We start from the raw sequence: 18,288 nt of genomic DNA, 5'->3' as shown, positions 1-18,288 counted from the left end.
ATAACAAATCTATGCCTCAAGGCATAGATAATCTCCGAACAACCGAGAGAGAATGGAGTGAGTTGGAGGTGGCGACCATGCTGATGCGTACCGATCCGTTCCGTGATCTGGACCGTCTCGCGCAGCAGGTGTTCGGCACAGCGGCCCGTCCCGCGGTCATGCCGATGGATGCCTGGCGCGTCGGCGACGATTTCGTCGTCGAGTTCGACCTGCCCGGAATCGACCCCGATTCCCTGGACCTGGACGTCGAACGCAACATGCTGACGGTTCGAGCCGAACGCCCCGCCCTGGACACGAACCGGGAGATGATCGCCGCCGAGCGCTCGCGCGGCGTCTTCACCCGCCAGCTGATCCTCGGTGACAACCTCGACACCGAACAGATCCGCGCCGACTACACCGATGGCGTGCTACGCCTGAGCATTCCGGTCGCGGAGCAGGCCAAACCCCGCAAAATCGAGATCGCGCGCGGCAACGGCCACAACCGCGCCATCCGGGCCTGAACGACGCGCGAGCCCGGCCGTACGGCCGGGCTCGCGCGACACCCGTGACCAGAATCATCCCAAGAGCGAGTAAAGACGACTAAGCTGACCTGCAGGTGCCGGTTCCCGGTACCGAATCCGACAATGATGTCGTACCGCTTGCCGAGCGGATCGCACGAGCGTAGGGCGCCGCCGAGTACGACCACATCACGGGCCGCCCCTTCCCGACGAGTATCCCTTCGCTTCTGGGCGTTTAGGCCCGCGCGGCGCGGGAATTACTGACGCCGTTCACATCTGAGAAGTTCAACACTCGGAGGAATTCAGATCGTGGCCAGTCTCGACAACCGCACCCCTACCGCACGCCCCCGCCAGAACCCCGCCGAAGCGGACAACGAAACGCCTATCGTCTGGCCCGACCCGAGTCCCCTGGACTCCTGGTGGGAACAGGTGATGGGCCGCAACGCCCACCCGGCCCGCCGCAGCGTGGCCTGACTCGCAAGTGCCACATCGGATTTCGCTCAGTTGCTGCCCAGTTTCATGAGCAGCAACTGCAGTAGCTCATAGCCTGGCTTCGCCCGGGAAAACCGGAATCATGCCGGTGACGTCGGGGCCTTCTCCTTCAACTCCAGCATGCGGGCCCCGATTTCCTGAAGTTGCTTACGCCCCAAATGTTCGCGCACCTTGGGAAACCATTCGTTCTCTTCTTCGTCGATGTGGTGATCGACATTTTCGATCAGAACGGTTGCCTTGGCGGTGAAACGCTCGTCATCGGGCTTCATCGCGGCCAGTTCGGCGATCAGGACGTCGGCGACGTGATGCTCTTCGTAGGACTCCAGGATGTCTTTCTCCAGGTCCGGGACCAGCGCCCGGACCTCGGGATACATGCACTCGTTCTCGATATAGGTATGGACGGTGAGCAGTTCGATGATTTTCTCGATCAACTGCTTCTTGGTCTTCTGAGCGGTCGGTCCCGCTTTCTCGAAATCACGGAACAGTTTCCGTACTGCCTTGTGATCCTCGCGCAGCAAAACAATCGCGTCGGTAGACATCGATACTCCTCGCAAATGGGAACGTGGCTTTGCCCGGTCATTCCCTACGTTGGACTACCGAAACCGCACCGATCAGCCTTGTTCCGATAGTTCATCCCGGAGTTGCCGGCGCAGGATCTTGCCGACCGGGTTGCGTGGCAGCGCCGAGGCGAGTTCCAGCCGTTCGGGCAGTTTGAACGAGGCGATGTCGCGGGCACGCAGATGGTCGGTGACCTCGCCGAGGGTGATGCTCGCCCCCGGCTTGGGGACGACTATGGCACAACACTTCTCACCCAGCACGGGATCCGGGAAACCGACGACGGCGACCTCCGCGATGGCCGGATGGTCCAGCAGCAGGCCCTCGATCTCGGCCGGCGCGATGTTCATGCCGCCGCGGATGATGATCTCTTTGATCCGGTCGACGAACCGCAGATACTGCCCGTCCGCGCCGCACAGTTCGAAAACGTCGCCGCTGCAGAGGAAGCCGTCGGCGTCGAAGGGTTCGCTGGTCGCGGTGCCGGGGAGATAGCCGCCGAAGACGCTGGGGCCCTTCAGGCGCAACTCGCCCTGCCCGCCCACGGCGTGCACCAGCTCGCCGGTCGCCGGATCCACCAGTCGCACCGCGGTATTCCCCGCCAGCCGGGACGCCCAGGTGCGGCTGCGGGTGCTGTAGTTGGGCAGATGCTGTGCCCGCAGCACCGGATCCGGGATGTCGGCGGGCGCGCCCATCAGGCAGACGCCCTCGTTGGAGCCGAAGAAGTTCAGGACCGCGATGCCGAAATTTTCCTGCCAGTCGCGCACGACACTCGGCGGCAACGGGGCCCCACCGGAGCCCACCTTCTGCAACGACGACAGGTCGGCGAGCCCGCGCAGATCCTCGCGCTGCAGCAACATGGTCAGCAGGGCAGGCGGCATGGACGTGTGTGTGACGCCGTACTTCTGGATCTGACCGAGGAACACCGGCAGATCCAGCGGATGATGCTGCACCAGTTGACCGCCGCCGAGCAGCCACGGCAGCAGCGAACCCGCGAAACCGGCCATGTTCACCAGCGGGAACGGGTTCAGGATCACCGATTCGGTGCTGGTTTCCAGGCCCTCCTGCGGACCCCAGCCGATGGCGAGCCAATCCGCGTGACAGCGCGGCACGCCTTTCGGGGCGGCCTCGGTACCGCTGGTCCAGCAGATGGTGATCCGGTCGTTGATCGTGATCTCCAGTGCCGCAACGTATTCGCGCATCGGAGCCGGATCGGCGGCGGCATCCGGGTGCAGGCTCGCCGGAGTGCCCGGGGTGAAGGTGAAGACGGTGCGTAAGCCCAGACCCGAAACCTCCTGCGCGAGAGCGCGATCCTGCAAGGTATCGACGGTGATGATCGCGACCGCACCCGAGGCGGCGACGATCGTGGAGATCTCGTGGCCGCGATAGGAGACCGGCATCGGCGTCGCCACCGCACCCAGCCGCCACAGCGCCAGATAACTCGCCACCAGCGCCACCGAGTTCGGCACCAGCACCGCGACGACGTCGGCCTGTCGGATTCCGTTGGCGTACAGGGCTGCCGCCGTTCGCTCGACCCGATCATGCAGCTGCTGCCAGGTCAGTTCCTCCGGTAGCGCACCGGTCAGCGCCGCCAGGTTCGAAGGATCGGTGAGCGCCGCCGCATCCGGCCGGCGTTGGACCCAGCTGTCGAAGACATCGAGCATGGTCTCGGGTTGCCACCAGCCCTTGTCGAGGTAGTCGCGGACGCGTTCCTCGGGGTGGCAGCGGGTGACGCCGCGGCTATCGGCTTGGGGATCACGAGTGGTGAGTGGCTGATCGGGCATGAGTTTTCTTCCTAGCGTGCGGTTCAGACGGCGGCGGAGTCTTAGGTATTGCAAGCCCCTCGCCCGAGTTTCTCGGCGGCCTCTTCGCGTCCTCCGCGGAAGCCGGGGCCAGTGGAGAGCATTTGGGGGTGGAGTTCAGCGGAGGCGGCGGATGACGACGGCGGAGGCCAGGCCGAGTGCCGCGGGGATGGTCAGCAGCGCGTGTTCGCCGTCGCGGCGGGTCAGCTCGTCGAGGGCTATGGCGAGGAGGTTTCCACCCGTCGCGCCGAGGGGGTGCCCTACTGCCAGTGCGCCGCCGTTGGGGTTGACGCGGGCCGGGTCGAGGCCGAGGTCGCGGGTCAGGAGAAGTGGTGTGAGGGCGAAGGATTCGTTGACCTCGATGACGTCCAGGTCGGCGGCGGTGATCCCGGCACGGTGCAGGGCCGCCTTTGCGGCGAGGGTGGGGGCGGTGAGCAACGGGGAGCGCACAGCGGCCTGGGCCGTACCGGCGATCATCGCAATCGGCTGGCAGCCCAATCGTGCTGCGGCGGCATGGTTTCCGATCACCGCCGCGGAGGCACCGTCCGCGAGCTGGGGTGCGGTGGCCAAGGTGTGAAGTCCCGCGGCCGGGCGTGGCGCGTCAGGGAGTCGGCGGGCGACTCGCTCCCACGCGGCGGCGTCGTCACCGAACAGTACTGGAAGTTGTTCGAAGGCCTTGATATTCGCGTCGGGCCGCGCGCCCTCGTCCGCGTCGAGCAGCACCGCCTCGCCCTTGCGCACCGGGATCAGCGAATTGCCGCGCGGAGCGGCGAGAGCGCGTTGATGCGAGCGCACCGCGTAGGCGTCCAGCTCCGTGCGGGTGATCCCGGAGACGGCGGCGGTGAGGTCGGCGGAGACGCCGATGGTGACGAACCCGGTGCGCTCGCCCAGGTCCGGATCGGTGGCGATGGCGGGCCGGTCGGCGAGCATCGGGACCCGGGACATGGATTCCACACCGCCCGCGACGACGATATCCGCCATCCCGGAAGCTACTCGGGCAGCTGCGCTTTCGATGGCATCCAAGCCCGAGCAGCACAGGCGAGACACCACGCCCCCGGGGATGGTGTCCGGCCAGCCCGCCCATTGCACGGCGGCGCGCGCCAGATCACCGCCCTGCTCACCGGCGACGGTGCTGATACCGACAATCACGTCGTCGACGAGTTCGACTGGTAGTGAGCGTGTTTCGAGGGCGTTCAGCAGCTGTCCGAAGAGTTCATACGGGGGCAGATCGGCTAGCGTGCCGCCGTTCTTCCGGACCCGAGCGCGAGGTAGCCGGATCGCGTCGTAGATGTAGGCCTGGGATCTGGTGTGCGCGGGGATGTTCATCGCAGTCCTCGTGGGCCGGAGGTTGGGGCCGGTGTCATGGTTGCGCCTGGTCGTCGATACGAACGATGGTTTCCAGCGTTCTGAATCCAGCTGGGTCAGCGGCGGACGTTGCCGGAACGACGACGACTTCTGCCGCTCCGGCGGCCCGGTATTCGGCCAGACGCCCGGCCACTGTCGCTCGGTCACCGAACATTCCGACCGAGTGGGTCAATTCGTCGGGGATGGCGGCCAGGATTTCGCGCGGATGCGCACCGGAGCGCGCCAGATCGACGATCGCCCCGAAGCCTGCCTCGGCGAACATTTCGCCGTACCCCGGGGCGGCCAGGTAGCCGACGATCCCGCGCCTGACCGTCGCCGTGATTTCCGGCGCAGGATCAACGGCGGCCGTCACCCACACGGCAACCCTTGGGGCGGGCCGGTTTTCGTCCCCTGCGACAGCACACACCGTTTCCACGCAGCGGCGGACCTGCGCCGGAGTGACCAGATTCAGCACCACTCGATCGGCGGTCCGCGCCGCGCAGGCGAGCGCGCGTGCGCCGAAGGCGGCGACGGTGAGGGTCGAGGTGGGTGCGTCCAGCCGCAGCCGGTACCCGCGCGTTGATTCCACCTGTCCGATGAAGTCGACCTTCTCCCCCGCCAGCAGACCGCGCACGATCAGCGCCGATTCTTCGAGATGCCGTGCGGGACTACGCCGTTGTCTGCCGTGCCATTGTTCGACCAGCACGGTGCTGGAGGTGCCGATGGCGACGTCGACCTGTCGCCCGGTGAGCGCGGCGACGCTGGCCGCCCCCATGGCGATCGTCGCCGGAGTTCGGACGTCGACGGCGAAAGGTCCGAGACACAACGGAATTTCGCCGGGCCGGGCCCCGATCGCGGTCGCCAGCGCGAAGGCGTCGAAGGTGGCCATTTCACCGACCCACAGCTGGTGGTAGCCGAGTTTGTCGGCGGCGTCGGCTACTTCGAGGGCCTCCAGCGGGTCCCGGTCCTGCCAGTACGGCAGGCTGACACTCAGCCTCGGTTGCCGGTCACTCATGGCACACGATCTCTCCGTGCTGTGGCACTTCGGCCCGGACTCCTTGCACCGCAGGGCTTCTGGGCTCGGGTTCGACCGAATCCGCCGGGAGCCGCGACGGCGGGACGAACTCCCGCCGGGCGAGTGCGGGGACATGGAACCACATCGGCAGTCTCCCTAGGCCCGTGCTCAGCTGTGGATCTCGGAAGGTGCCGCGGCAGCGCGCATTCGATCGCCGCTGACCCATGTGGCGTGGAAGCCGAGGGGGACTCGCACCGGGATGCCGAGGCGGCAGATCGGCCCCGCCGCGAGATCGGCGGCGTCATAGATCCACACCTCCGAGTCGCCGGTTCGGATATCGGTGGCGAACATGGTCAGCCACGCGTCGTCCTCGCCGCGGCCACCCGGGCGCGGGACCACAGTGACTTCGCTGCCCGCGATGCCGGGGCCGAATTCCTGGGTCTGCTTGACGCCGGTGAGCACGTCGTATTTCACGATCGCGTCGAACAACATGGTGTGGTCGACCGAGAGCCGCATCTGGTACGACCAGCGGTTGCGATGCCCGGTCATACCCTGGTCGATCGCGGGGAATTCGGTGTTCACGTCGTCCATCGGTTCCTCGACCGTCGCGCCGGTGCGCAGGTTGAACCGATAGCGATGCAGCGTCGCCTCGGGCCGCAGGTAGGCGAGCAACTGGGCCAGGGGGTTGGTGCGGTCGGTGACGGGGCTCGGCTTGGAGACCCGGCAGGCCACCAGGACGATCTCATCGCCCTCTTCCCAGGCGTTGACCGAGTGGTAGATGTAGCCGGGCGCGGCCTCGAACCAGCGGACCGTGCTCGCGTCGCCGTAGCGGGGCAGGATCGCGAACCGGCTGGGCAGCTCCCGGTCGAAGAACAGTTTGAACCGGCCGGCCGCGGCCGCGCGCGGATCGTTGTACAGCGGCAGGTCCATCAGGATCGAATAGTGCTCGGTGATGGCCATGTCGTGCGGCAGGCGCGGGCCGGGCAGGTCGATGCCGGTGAAATGGGTGACGGTGCCGCCCGGATCGGCGACGCCGTAGCGCAGGTACGGCGTGTGGATGCCGTAGTCGAAGAAGACCAGTTCCTCGGTGCGTTCGTCGATCTTGGCATGTGCCGACATCTCGCAGGTGAGCGTGCCGTCGAAGGTGTCGCCGCCGCGGGTCTCCAGCGTGATCGGGTCCAGCGCATAGGGTTTGCCCGCGCGGTACCAGGTGGCGAGCAGATTGCCGTGGTGGAACACCACGTCGGTGTTGGCGGCATTGCGTTCGCGGCGGTCGCCGGGCGGGTTGTCGTCCCAGGGTTCGATCACACCGCGCCACAGCGCGGTTCCGGCCGCGCGCTCGGCTTCGAACTCGGTGGTGCGCACGAAACGGTTGCGATAGTCGGCGCGGCCGTTCTCGAAATGCACCGCGTGCAGCATGCCGTCACCATCGAACCAGTGATAGCGGCCCTGTGGCGCGAACTGCGGGTTGGGGCCGTTGCGCACGTAGACACCGTCGAGGTCCGCGGGTATCTCACCGTGCAGCACCGGCAGGCCGGTGACGGTGACCTCCTGCTGCGTCGGTGCGTAGGGACCCTCCAGATACGGATTGGCGAATGCCTCCGCGGCGGGGGCGACGAGCTCTTCGTTCAGCGACATCAACTGCTCCTCGTTAGTACAGTTAATGAAGTGATACAGGTCTCAGAGTTGGGTGTCAAGAGTAGAAAGGCGAGATGGTCGAGTGTGCGGCGGCGAATCAGCCGAGGCGGTCGCGCAACTGCTCGGGCAGCGGCTCGAAAACGACTGCCGCACGATCCAATCGCGCGTCGCAGCCGCGGCAGCGCAGCGCCGGAACCAGCGCTTGACCGCAAGTACGGTGCCGGATCAGCACCCCCGGCCGCGCACCCGGATAGGCGACCGCCGACCACGACAACAGGAAGGCGTACACCCCGAACAGCGCCCGCCCGCGCGGCGTCAGCCGATACTCCCGTCCGCCACCGGATTTGCGCAGAATCTGTGCCGAGCACAGGCGATTGAGCCGATCGGTGAGCGTCGTCGGGGAGATGTCGAGGTTCGCGCGGAAATCGCTGAACCGGCGAATACCCGCCAGCGCCAAACCGGTTACCGCCGCACTCCAGCGGTCGCCGATCGCGACCATCACCTCGGTGAACATGTCCCGGCCCGACAGCGCCGCCTCCGGCGCCCGGGTGGACCGCCGGCGCCCACTGGATCCGAGCGCCCACACCACGTCGGGCCGCAGCTCCACCGCCGTTTCGTGCGGCGTCACGGTGGCATCGCAGCCCCGGCACATCACCACCGTGGGCCCGCGATGCCCGCACTCGGTATGCACCAGTTCCGGTTGCAGCGCACCCGACGGCGACCATTCCCGGTGCCAGCCCCACAGACAGATCAGGATCTCCCAGGTCGCCAAACCCAAGTCGGTGAGCAGGTATTCGTGCCGGTCGACGGCGTTCGGCTGCGGAACCCGGCGGAGTACACCGGCGTCTACCAGCGCGTTGAGCCGGGAAGTCAGCATGGCGGGCGGGGCGCCGGTGCGCTCGATCCACTGATTGAATCGGCGTGCCTCATGCAGGAACGCGTCGCGCAGGATGGCCAGCGTGAGCCGGTCGCCGAGCAGGTCGAAGGTGGCGGCAACCGGGTCGATCGCGGGGGCCGGGTCGATCGCGGCGGCCGGGCCGATCGCGGCGGCAACCGGGCCGATCGCGAGGGCCGGGTTGATGGCGGGGGCCGGGTTGATCGCGGCGGCCGGGCCGATCACGGAGGCGGCCGGGTCGATCGCGGCGGCAACCGGGCCCATCACTGCGGCGGCCGGGCCGATCGCAGCGGCAGCTCGCGAATCTCGGCCGGGCGGCCGCACGTCCGACAGCGACACGAACTCCTCCTCCACTGCCCGCTCCGCGCGGAGCGCTACGCGTCGGCCTTCCTATCCAGCAGTCAATCACAGGAACCGACGCGCGCCTCTCCGCGGAAGTTGGGACCGCGGGTCAGCGTCGGACCTAGCGCCTGGCGACAACTCCGATGCCCCGGTCTTGGTGTTCACCAAAATCCGAGTCTGCCGAAGCAGTGATGCCCGCGGTCAGGTCTTGCGTTCCCTAGACGAACACTGTACTTCATTAACTGTAGTGAATTGCACCCTCGGCTGTGGTCCCGCATCGGTCGCGGCAAGTTTCAATAGAAAGCGGTAGTCGCATGAGCTCGGTTTGGATCGCGGGCGGATACCAGTCCGACTTCGCGCGGAATATCAGCAAGGAGGGCGGCGACAATTCGACCCTCATGGCCGAAACGCTCGAACACACCTTCACGGCCACCGGCATCGATCCGGGCCAGGTGCAGGTGATCCACGTCGGCAACGCCTTCGGCCAGTTGTTCACGGGCCAAGGACAACTCGGTGGACTGCCCGCCACCGTGCGCGAGGACCTGTGGGGCGTACCCGCAACCCGGCACGAGGGGGCGTGCGCGTCCGGGTCGCTCGCGCTGCTCGCGGCGATGGCAGATCTCGAATCCGGGCGCTACGACTGCGCTTTGGTCATCGGTATCGAACTGGAGAAGACCGTCCCAGGGGACATCGGCGCTCAGCACATGGGCGCGGCGGCCTGGGCCGGGCACGAGGGCCAGAGCGCGAAGTTCATGTGGCCGTACATGTTCAGCGCGATCGCCGATGAATACGATCGCCGCTACGGGCTCGATCCCGAAAAGCTCTGGGCCATCGCCGAACTCAACGCACGCAACGCTCGCACCAACCCCAACGCCCAAACTCGTAGCTGGGAATACGGTCCCGCGAGTTTCACCGCGGATCCGATCGCCAACCCGGTTGTCGAAGGCCGGATGCACAAGGTCGACTGCGGCCCGATGACCGACGGAGCTGCCGCGGTGATCCTGGTGAACTCCCGCTTCCTCCAACGCAATCCGGCCGCCGAAGCGCTCTCGCGAATCACCGGCTGGGGCCACCGCACCGTCGGACTCCCGTTGTCCGCCAAACTCTCCCGCAGCGACGACTACCTACTTCCGCACGTGCGCGCCACCATCCTCGACGCCTTCGGCCGCGCCGATATCGCGAGCGTCGACGATCTCGACGTCATCGAAACCCACGACTGCTTCACCATCAGCGAATACCTCGCCATCGACCATTTCGGCATCACCGCCCCCGGCCAGAACTGGCAGGCCATCGACAACGGCGACCTCGAAATCGGCGGCCGAATCCCCATGAACCCCAGCGGCGGCCTCCTCGGCGGCGGTCACCCGGTCGGCGCCACCGGCGTCCGCATGCTCCTGGACTGCCACAACCAGATCACCGGCCAGGCTCCGAATCAGGTCCCCAACCCCCGCCGCGCCGCCACCTTGAACTTCGGCGGCAGCACCACCACAACCGCCTCCTTCATAGTCGAACCCGCCACCTAACCCCAACCGGCCGCTGACCGCCACGAATGGCACACCCCACAGGGGCATATTCGACGTTCGCCGCAGGCATGCACCGCTCACCAACTGGGGGCAATATCTGACGGCATGGCCCCCAAAGGATGGCGAAGCCAACGGCAACACGGGCGTCGATCTCGCGCCCGAGTGGCACACCCTCGAGAGCCTGCTCGACGTCCGCCGCAGCGATGTGCCACTCACCAACTCGCAGAGGCGATACCTGGCGGTAAGGCTCGAACGATGTCGCCCTCGACGCCAGCGGCAGCCCTGGCGTCGATCCGCCAGGGCCACGGTCGACGACGGTCCATCGAACCCGCGGACCACCGCGAGTGCCACGCCTTGGAGGGGCTATTCGGCGTTCGCCGCAACCGTGTGCCGCTCAGAGGTGATAGCGGACATTGGGGCTCCAGAGGATGTAGCTGTCGATTCCGGCGGCGGCGCTGGCATCGATCTGGGCTTGGACCTCGGCGGGGCCGTAGGTGACGCCGAGGCTGAAGTCTTGGAGCCACGGGATGACTTCCGCGCCAGTGCCTTCGGTCAATCTGATGAAGTCGCCGAGGGAGGCGAAGATGATGTCGTAGGGCTGGGAGTTGGGGTTGGCGACGCCGTATTCGCCGGGGTTCCAGTGTGACGGGTAGAGCATCGGTGCGACGTAGTCGACGTACTTCGCGATCATCGGGATGTCTTGGGCGATCTGCTCCGGGCGGGTGGAGGCGATGCCGAACACGGCCGCACCGAGGACAGCGCCCGCCTGATGGACCGGATCGCGGCTTTCATGCAGGAATTCCGCGATCGAGGTGGTCGGATCGGTGGGGGAACCGGGGAATTGCATCTGCCCGAGTGGGCCGTCGGGCCTGCGGACGTAGTCGTACATGATGTCGTCGAAGCCGAGTTTCGCCGCTTCGGCCGCGAGATCGATGTTGTATCTGCGGATTTCGGGGTTCGCGAAGTTGGTGAACGCGATCGGCCCGTAGTGGCTGGAGTACGGCTGGCCGCCGGCGTTCTGGACCACCCAGTCGCGGCGGCCACTGTGCCAGGCCCACTCGGCGACTGTCGGGTCCCGGAACGCCACGATCCGGCCGACTACCCGCAAGCCCATCTCGTGCAGCTGACGCAGTGCGGCGGGTGCGTCGTAAATCGTTGTCGCGGCGCCGGATTCGCGGGCCAGCGGCACCTGCGAGTCGTAGCCGATGACGCCGTCCTCGTCCTTGATGTCGAGCTGCACGGTGTCGATGCGGCCGGCCCGGGCCAGGTCGAGCACGCTTTCCCGCAGGCCGTCGTGCGACCAGGCGTGCGCGGTGACGTGCACGGCGCGGGTGCGCGGGATCTCGACGGCGGCGTTGACCGGCACCGTCGTTGTGTTGCCCGCCGCGTCCACGGCTTTCACTTCCGCGCCGACGGGTGCGTGCGGCATGGTGACCTCGAACGAACCGTCGGCGGCGGGGGTGATCGGCTGCGTGCCGAGCGTCACCTGCTGCGCGCCCTGGACGGTGCCGCGCACGACGAACGGCTGCCGGTAGGAGGTCATCGGCGGCGTCGCGGTGATCAGCACCACCGGCGCGGTGGTGTCGACAGTGAAGCTCTTCGCTGTCTCGGGGCCGCTGCGCAGGAAACCGCCGGGGACGGTGGCGGTGAACTGGTGCACGCCGTCGGTCCGCGGACCCGGCCGGACCACCACCGTCTCACCCTCGACCGTGCCGGTGACGGGCTCGCCGTCCACCTCGACCCGCACCGCGCGCGGGTCCTGCCCGCTCGCGTCGACCCGAATCACCATGTCCGCCAGCGCCTGCGCGTTGACCGGCCCTTCCGGCAACCCGGCTACCGGGAGCTCGCCGGGCGACCCCCGCATCGCCCCCACCACGATCGCCCCGACCCCGACCGCCACCACTACCGCGACCGCCACCAGCACTGTCCGCTGACGACCGGACTGCGGGACCCGTTTCAGCAACGCGCACACCAACTTTCGTCTCGGGGGGACTCTACTATCCCCGGGCCGCCGCGCCCGTCGCCGGTTTTCCACGATCTTGTGCAGCACATCGTTATTCCCGGATTGCGAATTGGTCGCAGGTTCACCGACCGGTCACCCGGCCGAACGATTCACCCGTACCGTGAGCCGGTGGCGCGTGGGATGGTGCGAAGTGTGTTGGTGGCCTTGATGTTTGCGGCGGCAGGCTGCGCGAGTGCGGAACCGCAGGTCGCACCACCACCACCACCACCGCCCCCACCGACGACGGTCCCACCCGCCCCTACCGCAGACCCTGCCCAAGTGCACGCCAACGAACTCGGCCTGGTCCCGGTGCTGATGTACCACCAGTTGCTGCCCACGCCGACCGGCGAATACGACCAGACCCCAGCCGAATTCCGGGACGAACTCGAACGCCTCTACCGCGAGGTCTACCGCCCGGTGACAGCCGCCGACTACATCTCCGGCGCCATCGACATCCCGGCCGGCACCCACCCGGTGGTGCTCACCTTCGACGATTCCACCCTGAGCCAGTTCACTTTCGGCCCGGACGGCACCCCGGCCCCGGACTCCGCGGTCGGCATCCTCGAAGAATTCCGCACCCGCTACCCGGACTTCCGCCCGACGGCCACCTTCTACGTCAACAACGCACCCTTCGGCAACAACCCGCGCGCCCTCACCTGGCTCGCCGAACACGGCTACGAGGTCGGCTCCCACACCGCGAGCCACGCCAACCTCGCCCGCCTCGACGGCGCCGGAGTCCAGCGTGAATTCGCCGAGAACGTCCACGCCATCCAAGCGGCGGTCCCCGGAAAACCGGTGCGCACCATGGCTTTACCCCTGGGAATTTCACCAGCCGACCAGGCGCTCGCCAGCACCGGCGCCTGGGAGGGCACGACCTACCGCTTCGACGCGGTCATGCTCGTCGGCGCCAACCCGGCCCCCTCCCCCTACGGCCGAATCGATCCCACCGGCATCCCCCGAATCCGCTCCGGCAAAGGCGAAGTCCCCTTCGACTCCGCCCACTGGCTCAACTGGCTCGCCGCCAATCCCACCCTCCGCTACACCTCCGACGGCACCCCCGCCGAAATCAGCTTCCCCGCCCCCGACGCCGCCGCCCTGTCCTCTTCCTGGGCCACCCAGGCCAACCCCTACTGACCCGCCCTGGAGCGAAGGATCTCGTCAGGTGAGTTCGGCGCTGTCGATTTGATAGGTGTCGCCGGAGGGAACCAGTCTGGCGATGCGCGATTCTGTCGCGACGTTGCCGTTGTCGTGGCGCAGAGTCAGTTGGTAGGTGACGGTCAGCTGGTTCTGGTCCGTGGCGGTGACCTGTGCTGCGACCGAAGCGACCGTGGTCCAGAAGCTTTGGTAGGCGGAGTAGCCACCGATGTAGTTCTGGTAGCGGGGGGTGAGACGGGCCCAGGCAGCAGCCGCGTTGCCGGGCAGTAGGGCGTAATGGTCTTGGACGAAGGCGGCGATGCGGTCCGCTACCGGCGGTGGTGGTGGGCCCGGGGCAGCAGTGGTCGTGGTGGTAGTGGTTCGGGTCGTGGTCGACGTCGAGTCGGATGTCTTCTCGGACGTGCTGGATGGAATGCTGGGCGGCAGCACACTGGTGGTCGCCGCCGACCCGCCTGAGCCCTGGAGTTGGCTGATGAGCACCGCACCGACCACCAGCGCGGCCACCAAAGCGGCTGCGGCCACGATGATTCCGGTCCGTCCGGAGCGACGGGGACGTTCCGGCGATGGGTTCCGATTGAACTCGGTCGGGTCGAACCGGGCCGGATTGAAAACCGTGGCCGGAGCGCCCCGAACCGGCTGCGGCGCAACGACTGCCGCGCGTGCGGCCGCTGCCAACTCCCCCGCTGTCCGGTATCGCTGCGCCGGATCCTTCGCCATCCCGCCCGCGATCACCTCGTCGAACGCGGGTGAAACATTCCCGTTCGACGGCCTGGGCGGCGGCTCGGTGAGGTGTGCCGCGATCTGCCGTTCAGCGCTCTCGCCGGGGAAAGGCTTTGCCCCGGTGAGGCATTCGTACAGCACACAGGCCAGCGAGTAGACGTCGGCCCGGCCGTCGTAGCTGCCTTGGGTGAGGCGTTCGGGCGCCATGTAGGCGAAGGTGCCGATGGTCGCGCCGGTCGTGGTGAGGCTTGTTTCCCCGGTCCCCGCCGCGATCCCGAAATCGATCAGGTACGCGAAATCCGCGGCTGTGACAAGCACATTGGAGGGCTTCACATCGCGGTGCACCAGTCCGGCCACGTGTGCCGCGTTCAACGCCGCGGCGACCTGCTCGATGTAGGACACCGCTTTGGCCGGTGGCAGCGGCCCGCCCAGTACCAGCAGCGAGCCCATGTCGGTGCCTTCGACCAGGCGCATGTCCAGGTACAGGCGGCCGTCGATCTCGCCGTAGTGGTGGATCGGGATGACGTGCGGTTCGCTCAGCCGCGCCGCGGCCTGCGCTTCCCGCCGGAATCGCTCCCGGTACACCTTGTCGTGCGCGAAATGCGGTGGCAGCACCTTGAGTGCGACGACCCGGTCGGTCTCGGTGTCGAGGGCGCGGTACACCTGCCCCATGCCGCCTTCGCCGAGCATCTCGACGAGTCGATACCGGCCGAACGGTGTTCCATCCACCCTGTACGCCTACCACACACCGTCAGCGGGATGCCATCCGAATCGCGCCGTCCAGCCGGATCACCTCGCCGTTGAGCATCGGGTTGTCGACGATATGCGCGACCAGCGCACCGAATTCGTCCGGATCGCCGAGCCGCTGCGGATGCGGGATCTGGGATTCCAGCGATTCCCGGGCCTCCGGCGAAAGCCCGGCGAGCAGCGGGGTGTCGAACATGCCGGGGGCGATGGTGACCACGCGGATAAGCCGGTCGGCCAGGTCACGGGCCAGCGGGAGCGTCATCCCGGCGACGCCCGCCTTCGACGCGGAGTAGGCGGCCTGCCCGATCTGCCCGTCGAACGCGGCGACGGAGGCGGTGTTGACGATGACGCCGCGCTCGCCGGCCACCGGATCGGTGCGGCTGATGCGCTGCGCGCCCAGGCGCAGCACGTTGAAGGTGCCGATCAGGTTGACCTCGACGACCAGCTGGAACGCCTGCAGCGGCATTACGCGGTCGCCGGTCAGGACGCGGCCCGGCAGGCCGATGCCCGCGCAGTTGACCACCGCGCGCACCGGTCCGAGTTCGTCGGCGCGGTCGAAGGCGGCGCTCACGTCGTCCTCGTCGGTGACATCGCCGGGCACGAAGACCGCGCCGAGCTCCTTGGCCGCCGCTTCGCCTTCGGACTCCGGCAGGTCGAACAGCACGACCTCGGCTCCGGCGTCGATCAGACGCCGGGCGCTGGCGAGACCGAGCCCCGATGCGCCTCCGGCCACAAGTGCGACGTTGTCGCGGATCTGCATCTGCTTCGGTCCTTCCAAGCGCTACGTGTGCGCACCATTCATATCAGCAAGGCATCAGGTTCTCAACAAGACACCTTTCTCATAACGCGGTTTACCACGCACTGGTGCGGGCAGTCGAAAAGAGGACGCATTCGACGCGTGAAGGGAACTCCGATGGCTCAGTACCCAGCAGCGGTGGTGGAGAATGCATTCGGAGTGGTGGCGCGATTGCGCGGCGCGCGGGTGTTCCATCCCGACGGCGTCTACCTGACCGGGCGAATCCGGGCCGACAGCGAGTTCGAGCACCTGTTCGGCGTGGGCGATCAGCCGGTGACCGCGCGGCTGTCCAAGGCGACCTCCATGCCCGCCGGCCTGCCCGATGTGCTCGGCCTCGCCTTCCGGGTCCCCACCCGCGACAACCGGCCGTGGGATTTCGCGCTCGCCACCACCGGGACCGGCAACCTGACCCGATTCCTGGTCACACCCACCCGCGGCTGGCGCACCGCCCGCTACGGCAGCCTGCTGCCCTACCGTTTCGACGACTCCGACGCGACCTGGATCTTCGCCGAACCCGATCTCGCGCAACCGGATTCGGCCTCGCTGGACGCGATCAACGGATATGTGCGGGAGAACTTCCTGACGTTCCTGCTCACAGCGAGCAGCTATGCCAAACCGCACCGCAAGTTCGCCGAGCTGACATTGCGCCAGGACGAGGCGGTCGAGCATCCCGTCGACTATTTCGATCCGATCCTGCATTGCCCGCCGGGTGTGCGGATGGTCCCGGAGCTCGTCAGCACCGTCCGGGAGCTCGCCTACACCGGCAGCCGGCGCGGACGGCGCCAGATCCCGTAACACGCTTCCGGCCCCATCCGCACAGGATGTGGCCGGAAGTTATTGTGCTGCTTGTCAGACGCCCGGACCCGCCGGGTAGTTGCCGGTTGTGAAATCCCCGCCGGTCCGGGCTCCCAGGCGTGGAAGCAGGAATCCGAGGGCGATCATGCCGATACCCAGGACGAAATGCAGCCAGTTGTCGGCGACATTCACCGGGATGAAGTTCGCATCGCTGGCGCGATCGATGACCAGACCGTAGAGCCACAGCACCAAATAAATCGCGCCGCCGACGATCAGGTACATCCGCGCCGCCTGCGCGGTCCGCGCCGCGAGCAAGCCCGCCAGCCCGAACAACAGGTGCACGACATTGTGCAGTATCGAGACCTGGAACACGCCGAGCAGTTCGGCGTGCGATTCGTGGCCCGCCATCTCCAACGTGTCGTATCCCGAGGTGACACCGGGAATGAACCCCAGTACACCGACCAGAAGGAATACCGCGCCCACGGCCAGGGCGCCGAGCTGCACCGGTGACCGCCGCATGGTGTTCATTGCAGAAGTTGACATGACAGTTCTTCCTTTCGCCGAGCAGATACCCGACTCGCGCCGGAAATGCCCGGCTCTATCGCACCGAAACCTCCGCGCCGCGTTTCCTCGCCAGCAAATCACCGACGCCGCGCGCCGGGTCATCGCGGCCGGCGGACTGGAGGCCGCGACATTTCAATCCGTCGCCGCCGAGGCAGGGGTATCGGTGCGTTAGGACAGGTGCGCCAGCCACGCGGCGACCGTAACGAAGTCCGTCTCGGCCAAGCCTTTGCGCGGGTCGACCCGATGGAGCAGCGCGGGCGCGGGATGATGTGCCGCCACCCAGCTCCGGTCGGCCTCGGTAATCTCGTCGTCCACCCAAACGAATGGGCGGCCGGCAGCCCAGTCGACCAGGTCACGCGTCTTCCAGTGCAATCGGTGGTCATCGTCGGAGTCGAATTCCGGCCAGAGCACCACCTGGAATTCGGGCAACCCGAGTCGCGGGCAGATCAATTCGTTCGCGTCTGTGGTCCAGGTGGTGGCCCACACCAGCTCGCACGGCAACGCCGCCAGGCGCGGACCGTGCGCCGGATCGACCCGTACCAACAGCGGATTCGCACCCTCCGGGATTTCCGGGCCGCGATGCCACTCCGAGTACTCCCGCGCGGTGCCGCCGAATGGAATGAGTGGGCCGTCGACATCGAGGAAGAGCAGGGGGCGCGGGGCGGTCACATTCGAACGATAGGCCCGCCGTCGGTGGTCCCGCATTCGGATATCGATTAGCTATACGATTGCCATTGGCAGGGAATGGGGCCCTCGACGAGCGGGTTTCGCTTCGAGGCGGAGGCACGGAAGGCGGCGATCGCATGCAGTTTCGCGCACGTGGGAGAGAGTTCACGCTGCTGGCGCTGGCCGTGGGGGTCGTGTGGACGGCGGCGTGCTCGATCTCTGAAACGCAGGTCGGTCGGGCGCATTTCGCGCAGCACAAATCCTTGGGTGTGGCAGAGTTGTGGGATCCGTGCGTGGGGATTCCGGAGAACATCTTGCACGATGCCGGGTTCGATCCGGAAACCAAGGACAACCAGGCCGAGAGCGCTAAAGGCAAGGGCGACAAAGGGTGCCGGTGGCGGGGTGGGCACGGGGAACTCAACGCCTTCTCGCATACGCTGCCGTTGCGGCAGCTCGCCGACACCGCGGGTTTCCTCTCCGGGTCCGAGCCGGTCACCATCGATGATCGGGCGGCGACCGAAACTCGCGATCCCGCGCGCAACACCTGCGGCGTCGGCTTCGACACCACCGAGGGCACCGTTTTCCTTGAGGTAACCAATCATTCGCCACTAACCGTGGATGATTCCTGCGCGCAGGTCGCGGAGCTGGCCCGCCGACTGCACGTCCATCTTCCCGCGTACTAGCCCGACCGACCCTGAGCACAATTTCCCGGCAGCGTCCGGTTTGCCGGGCTCGATCCGGGA

At 67.1% G+C, this 18,288-nt stretch carries 18 protein-coding genes; 7 read left to right on the top strand and 11 right to left on the bottom strand.

From position 1 onward, the window contains the following. Nucleotides 1-77: 77 nt before the first annotated feature. Both IBX22_RS24520 and IBX22_RS24515 read left to right on the top strand, forming a co-directional pair. The gene (locus IBX22_RS24520; RefSeq protein WP_194818061.1) at nucleotides 78-500 is read left to right on the top strand and encodes an Hsp20/alpha crystallin family protein; all 423 of its coding nucleotides are present in this window, start codon (nucleotides 78-80) and stop codon (nucleotides 498-500) included. A gap of 306 nt (nucleotides 501-806) precedes the next feature. Further along, entirely contained in the window at nucleotides 807-971 is a 165-nt protein-coding gene (locus IBX22_RS24515) for a hypothetical protein (protein WP_194818060.1), read from the top strand. Between the two features lie 98 nt (nucleotides 972-1,069). Here IBX22_RS24515 and IBX22_RS24510 read toward each other — a convergent pair whose 3' ends face one another. The 6 genes from IBX22_RS24510 to IBX22_RS24485 form a co-directional block, all read right to left on the bottom strand. Beyond that, the gene (locus tag IBX22_RS24510) at nucleotides 1,070-1,528 is read right to left on the bottom strand and encodes a hemerythrin domain-containing protein (protein ID WP_194818059.1); all 459 of its coding nucleotides are present in this window, start codon (nucleotides 1,526-1,528) and stop codon (nucleotides 1,070-1,072) included. A gap of 72 nt (nucleotides 1,529-1,600) precedes the next feature. Then, a complete protein-coding gene (locus IBX22_RS24505; protein ID WP_194818058.1) occupies nucleotides 1,601-3,325 on the bottom strand; it encodes a class I adenylate-forming enzyme family protein in 1,725 nt (574 codons plus the stop codon). A gap of 135 nt (nucleotides 3,326-3,460) precedes the next feature. After that, on the bottom strand, nucleotides 3,461-4,669 hold the full coding sequence (locus IBX22_RS24500; protein ID WP_194818057.1) for an acetyl-CoA C-acyltransferase: 1,209 nt from the start codon (nucleotides 4,667-4,669) through the stop codon (nucleotides 3,461-3,463). Between the two features lie 34 nt (nucleotides 4,670-4,703). After that, a complete protein-coding gene (locus IBX22_RS24495) occupies nucleotides 4,704-5,702 on the bottom strand; it encodes an LLM class F420-dependent oxidoreductase (RefSeq protein WP_194818056.1) in 999 nt (332 codons plus the stop codon). A 168-nt stretch (nucleotides 5,703-5,870) separates the two neighbouring features. After that, nucleotides 5,871-7,340, bottom strand: coding sequence for a carotenoid oxygenase family protein (locus tag IBX22_RS24490; RefSeq protein WP_194818055.1), 1,470 nt, complete (start codon nucleotides 7,338-7,340; stop codon nucleotides 5,871-5,873). A 97-nt stretch (nucleotides 7,341-7,437) separates the two neighbouring features. Then, nucleotides 7,438-8,574: a helix-turn-helix domain-containing protein gene (locus tag IBX22_RS24485; protein WP_309234774.1), complete on the bottom strand. Its 1,137-nt coding sequence runs from the start codon at nucleotides 8,572-8,574 to the stop codon at nucleotides 7,438-7,440. A gap of 317 nt (nucleotides 8,575-8,891) precedes the next feature. On the opposite strand from IBX22_RS24485, the gene IBX22_RS24480 reads away from it, so the two are divergent. Beyond that, nucleotides 8,892-10,100, top strand: a complete 1,209-nt coding sequence (locus tag IBX22_RS24480; RefSeq protein WP_194818054.1) for an acetyl-CoA acetyltransferase — start codon at nucleotides 8,892-8,894, stop codon at nucleotides 10,098-10,100. A gap of 394 nt (nucleotides 10,101-10,494) precedes the next feature. Here IBX22_RS24480 and IBX22_RS24475 read toward each other — a convergent pair whose 3' ends face one another. Beyond that, the gene (locus IBX22_RS24475; RefSeq protein WP_228539390.1) at nucleotides 10,495-12,063 is read right to left on the bottom strand and encodes a putative glycoside hydrolase; all 1,569 of its coding nucleotides are present in this window, start codon (nucleotides 12,061-12,063) and stop codon (nucleotides 10,495-10,497) included. 318 nt (nucleotides 12,064-12,381) lie between these two features. On the opposite strand from IBX22_RS24475, the gene IBX22_RS24470 reads away from it, so the two are divergent. Then, nucleotides 12,382-13,236, top strand: a complete 855-nt coding sequence (locus IBX22_RS24470) for a polysaccharide deacetylase family protein (RefSeq protein ID WP_309234773.1) — start codon at nucleotides 12,382-12,384, stop codon at nucleotides 13,234-13,236. Between the two features lie 24 nt (nucleotides 13,237-13,260). On the opposite strand, the gene IBX22_RS38340 is transcribed toward IBX22_RS24470, so the two are convergent. Both IBX22_RS38340 and IBX22_RS24460 read right to left on the bottom strand, forming a co-directional pair. Further along, entirely contained in the window at nucleotides 13,261-14,706 is a 1,446-nt protein-coding gene (locus IBX22_RS38340) for a serine/threonine-protein kinase (RefSeq protein ID WP_194818052.1), read from the bottom strand. 22 nt (nucleotides 14,707-14,728) lie between these two features. Beyond that, nucleotides 14,729-15,484: an SDR family NAD(P)-dependent oxidoreductase gene (locus IBX22_RS24460; RefSeq protein ID WP_194818051.1), complete on the bottom strand. Its 756-nt coding sequence runs from the start codon at nucleotides 15,482-15,484 to the stop codon at nucleotides 14,729-14,731. A gap of 153 nt (nucleotides 15,485-15,637) precedes the next feature. On the opposite strand from IBX22_RS24460, the gene IBX22_RS24455 reads away from it, so the two are divergent. Continuing rightward, complete coding sequence (locus IBX22_RS24455) at nucleotides 15,638-16,315, top strand: phosphodiesterase (RefSeq protein ID WP_194818050.1); 678 nt, start codon at nucleotides 15,638-15,640, stop codon at nucleotides 16,313-16,315. Between the two features lie 54 nt (nucleotides 16,316-16,369). Here IBX22_RS24455 and IBX22_RS24450 read toward each other — a convergent pair whose 3' ends face one another. After that, nucleotides 16,370-16,834, bottom strand: a complete 465-nt coding sequence (locus tag IBX22_RS24450; protein WP_194818860.1) for a DUF4383 domain-containing protein — start codon at nucleotides 16,832-16,834, stop codon at nucleotides 16,370-16,372. Between the two features lie 22 nt (nucleotides 16,835-16,856). Between IBX22_RS24450 and IBX22_RS24445 the strand changes: the two genes are divergently transcribed. After that, nucleotides 16,857-17,051 carry a TetR family transcriptional regulator gene (locus IBX22_RS24445; protein WP_228539386.1) on the top strand — a complete coding sequence of 65 codons (195 nt, stop codon included), beginning with the start codon at nucleotides 16,857-16,859 and terminating at the stop codon, nucleotides 17,049-17,051. Here IBX22_RS24445 and IBX22_RS24440 read toward each other — a convergent pair. Next, nucleotides 17,048-17,548 (bottom strand): HAD domain-containing protein, encoded by a 501-nt coding sequence (locus IBX22_RS24440; RefSeq protein ID WP_309234772.1) that lies wholly within the window; start codon nucleotides 17,546-17,548, stop codon nucleotides 17,048-17,050. The genes IBX22_RS24445 and IBX22_RS24440 overlap by 4 nt on opposite strands. Nucleotides 17,549-17,682: 134 nt before the next feature. Between IBX22_RS24440 and IBX22_RS24435 the strand changes: the two genes are divergently transcribed. Continuing rightward, nucleotides 17,683-18,228: a DUF3558 family protein gene (locus tag IBX22_RS24435; RefSeq protein ID WP_194818048.1), complete on the top strand. Its 546-nt coding sequence runs from the start codon at nucleotides 17,683-17,685 to the stop codon at nucleotides 18,226-18,228. Nucleotides 18,229-18,288: the final 60 nt, after the last annotated feature.

This window comes from Nocardia sp. XZ_19_385, assembly GCF_015355755.1.
GTDB lineage: Bacteria > Actinomycetota > Actinomycetes > Mycobacteriales > Mycobacteriaceae > Nocardia.
The sequence above is the reverse complement of the archived record's forward strand: the minus strand, read 5'-3'. Positions and strand labels throughout refer to the sequence as shown.

Excerpts from the sequence above, each read along its gene's own strand:
- IBX22_RS24520 (WP_194818061.1), top strand. The coding sequence starts at position 78 with ATGCTGATGCGTACCGATCCGTTCCGTGATCTGGACCGTCTCGCGCAG.
- IBX22_RS24510 (WP_194818059.1), bottom strand. The coding sequence starts at position 1,528 with ATGTCTACCGACGCGATTGTTTTGCTGCGCGAGGATCACAAGGCAGTA.
- IBX22_RS24505 (WP_194818058.1), bottom strand. The coding sequence starts at position 3,325 with ATGCCCGATCAGCCACTCACCACTCGTGATCCCCAAGCCGATAGCCGC.
- IBX22_RS24500 (WP_194818057.1), bottom strand. The coding sequence starts at position 4,669 with ATGAACATCCCCGCGCACACCAGATCCCAGGCCTACATCTACGACGCG.
- IBX22_RS24495 (WP_194818056.1), bottom strand. The coding sequence starts at position 5,702 with ATGAGTGACCGGCAACCGAGGCTGAGTGTCAGCCTGCCGTACTGGCAG.
- IBX22_RS24490 (WP_194818055.1), bottom strand. The coding sequence starts at position 7,340 with ATGTCGCTGAACGAAGAGCTCGTCGCCCCCGCCGCGGAGGCATTCGCC.
- IBX22_RS24480 (WP_194818054.1), top strand. The coding sequence starts at position 8,892 with ATGAGCTCGGTTTGGATCGCGGGCGGATACCAGTCCGACTTCGCGCGG.
- IBX22_RS24460 (WP_194818051.1), bottom strand. The coding sequence starts at position 15,484 with ATGCAGATCCGCGACAACGTCGCACTTGTGGCCGGAGGCGCATCGGGG.
- IBX22_RS24455 (WP_194818050.1), top strand. The coding sequence starts at position 15,638 with ATGGCTCAGTACCCAGCAGCGGTGGTGGAGAATGCATTCGGAGTGGTG.
- IBX22_RS24450 (WP_194818860.1), bottom strand. The coding sequence starts at position 16,834 with ATGCGGCGGTCACCGGTGCAGCTCGGCGCCCTGGCCGTGGGCGCGGTA.
- IBX22_RS24445 (WP_228539386.1), top strand. The coding sequence starts at position 16,857 with ATGACAGTTCTTCCTTTCGCCGAGCAGATACCCGACTCGCGCCGGAAA.
- IBX22_RS24435 (WP_194818048.1), top strand. The coding sequence starts at position 17,683 with ATGCAGTTTCGCGCACGTGGGAGAGAGTTCACGCTGCTGGCGCTGGCC.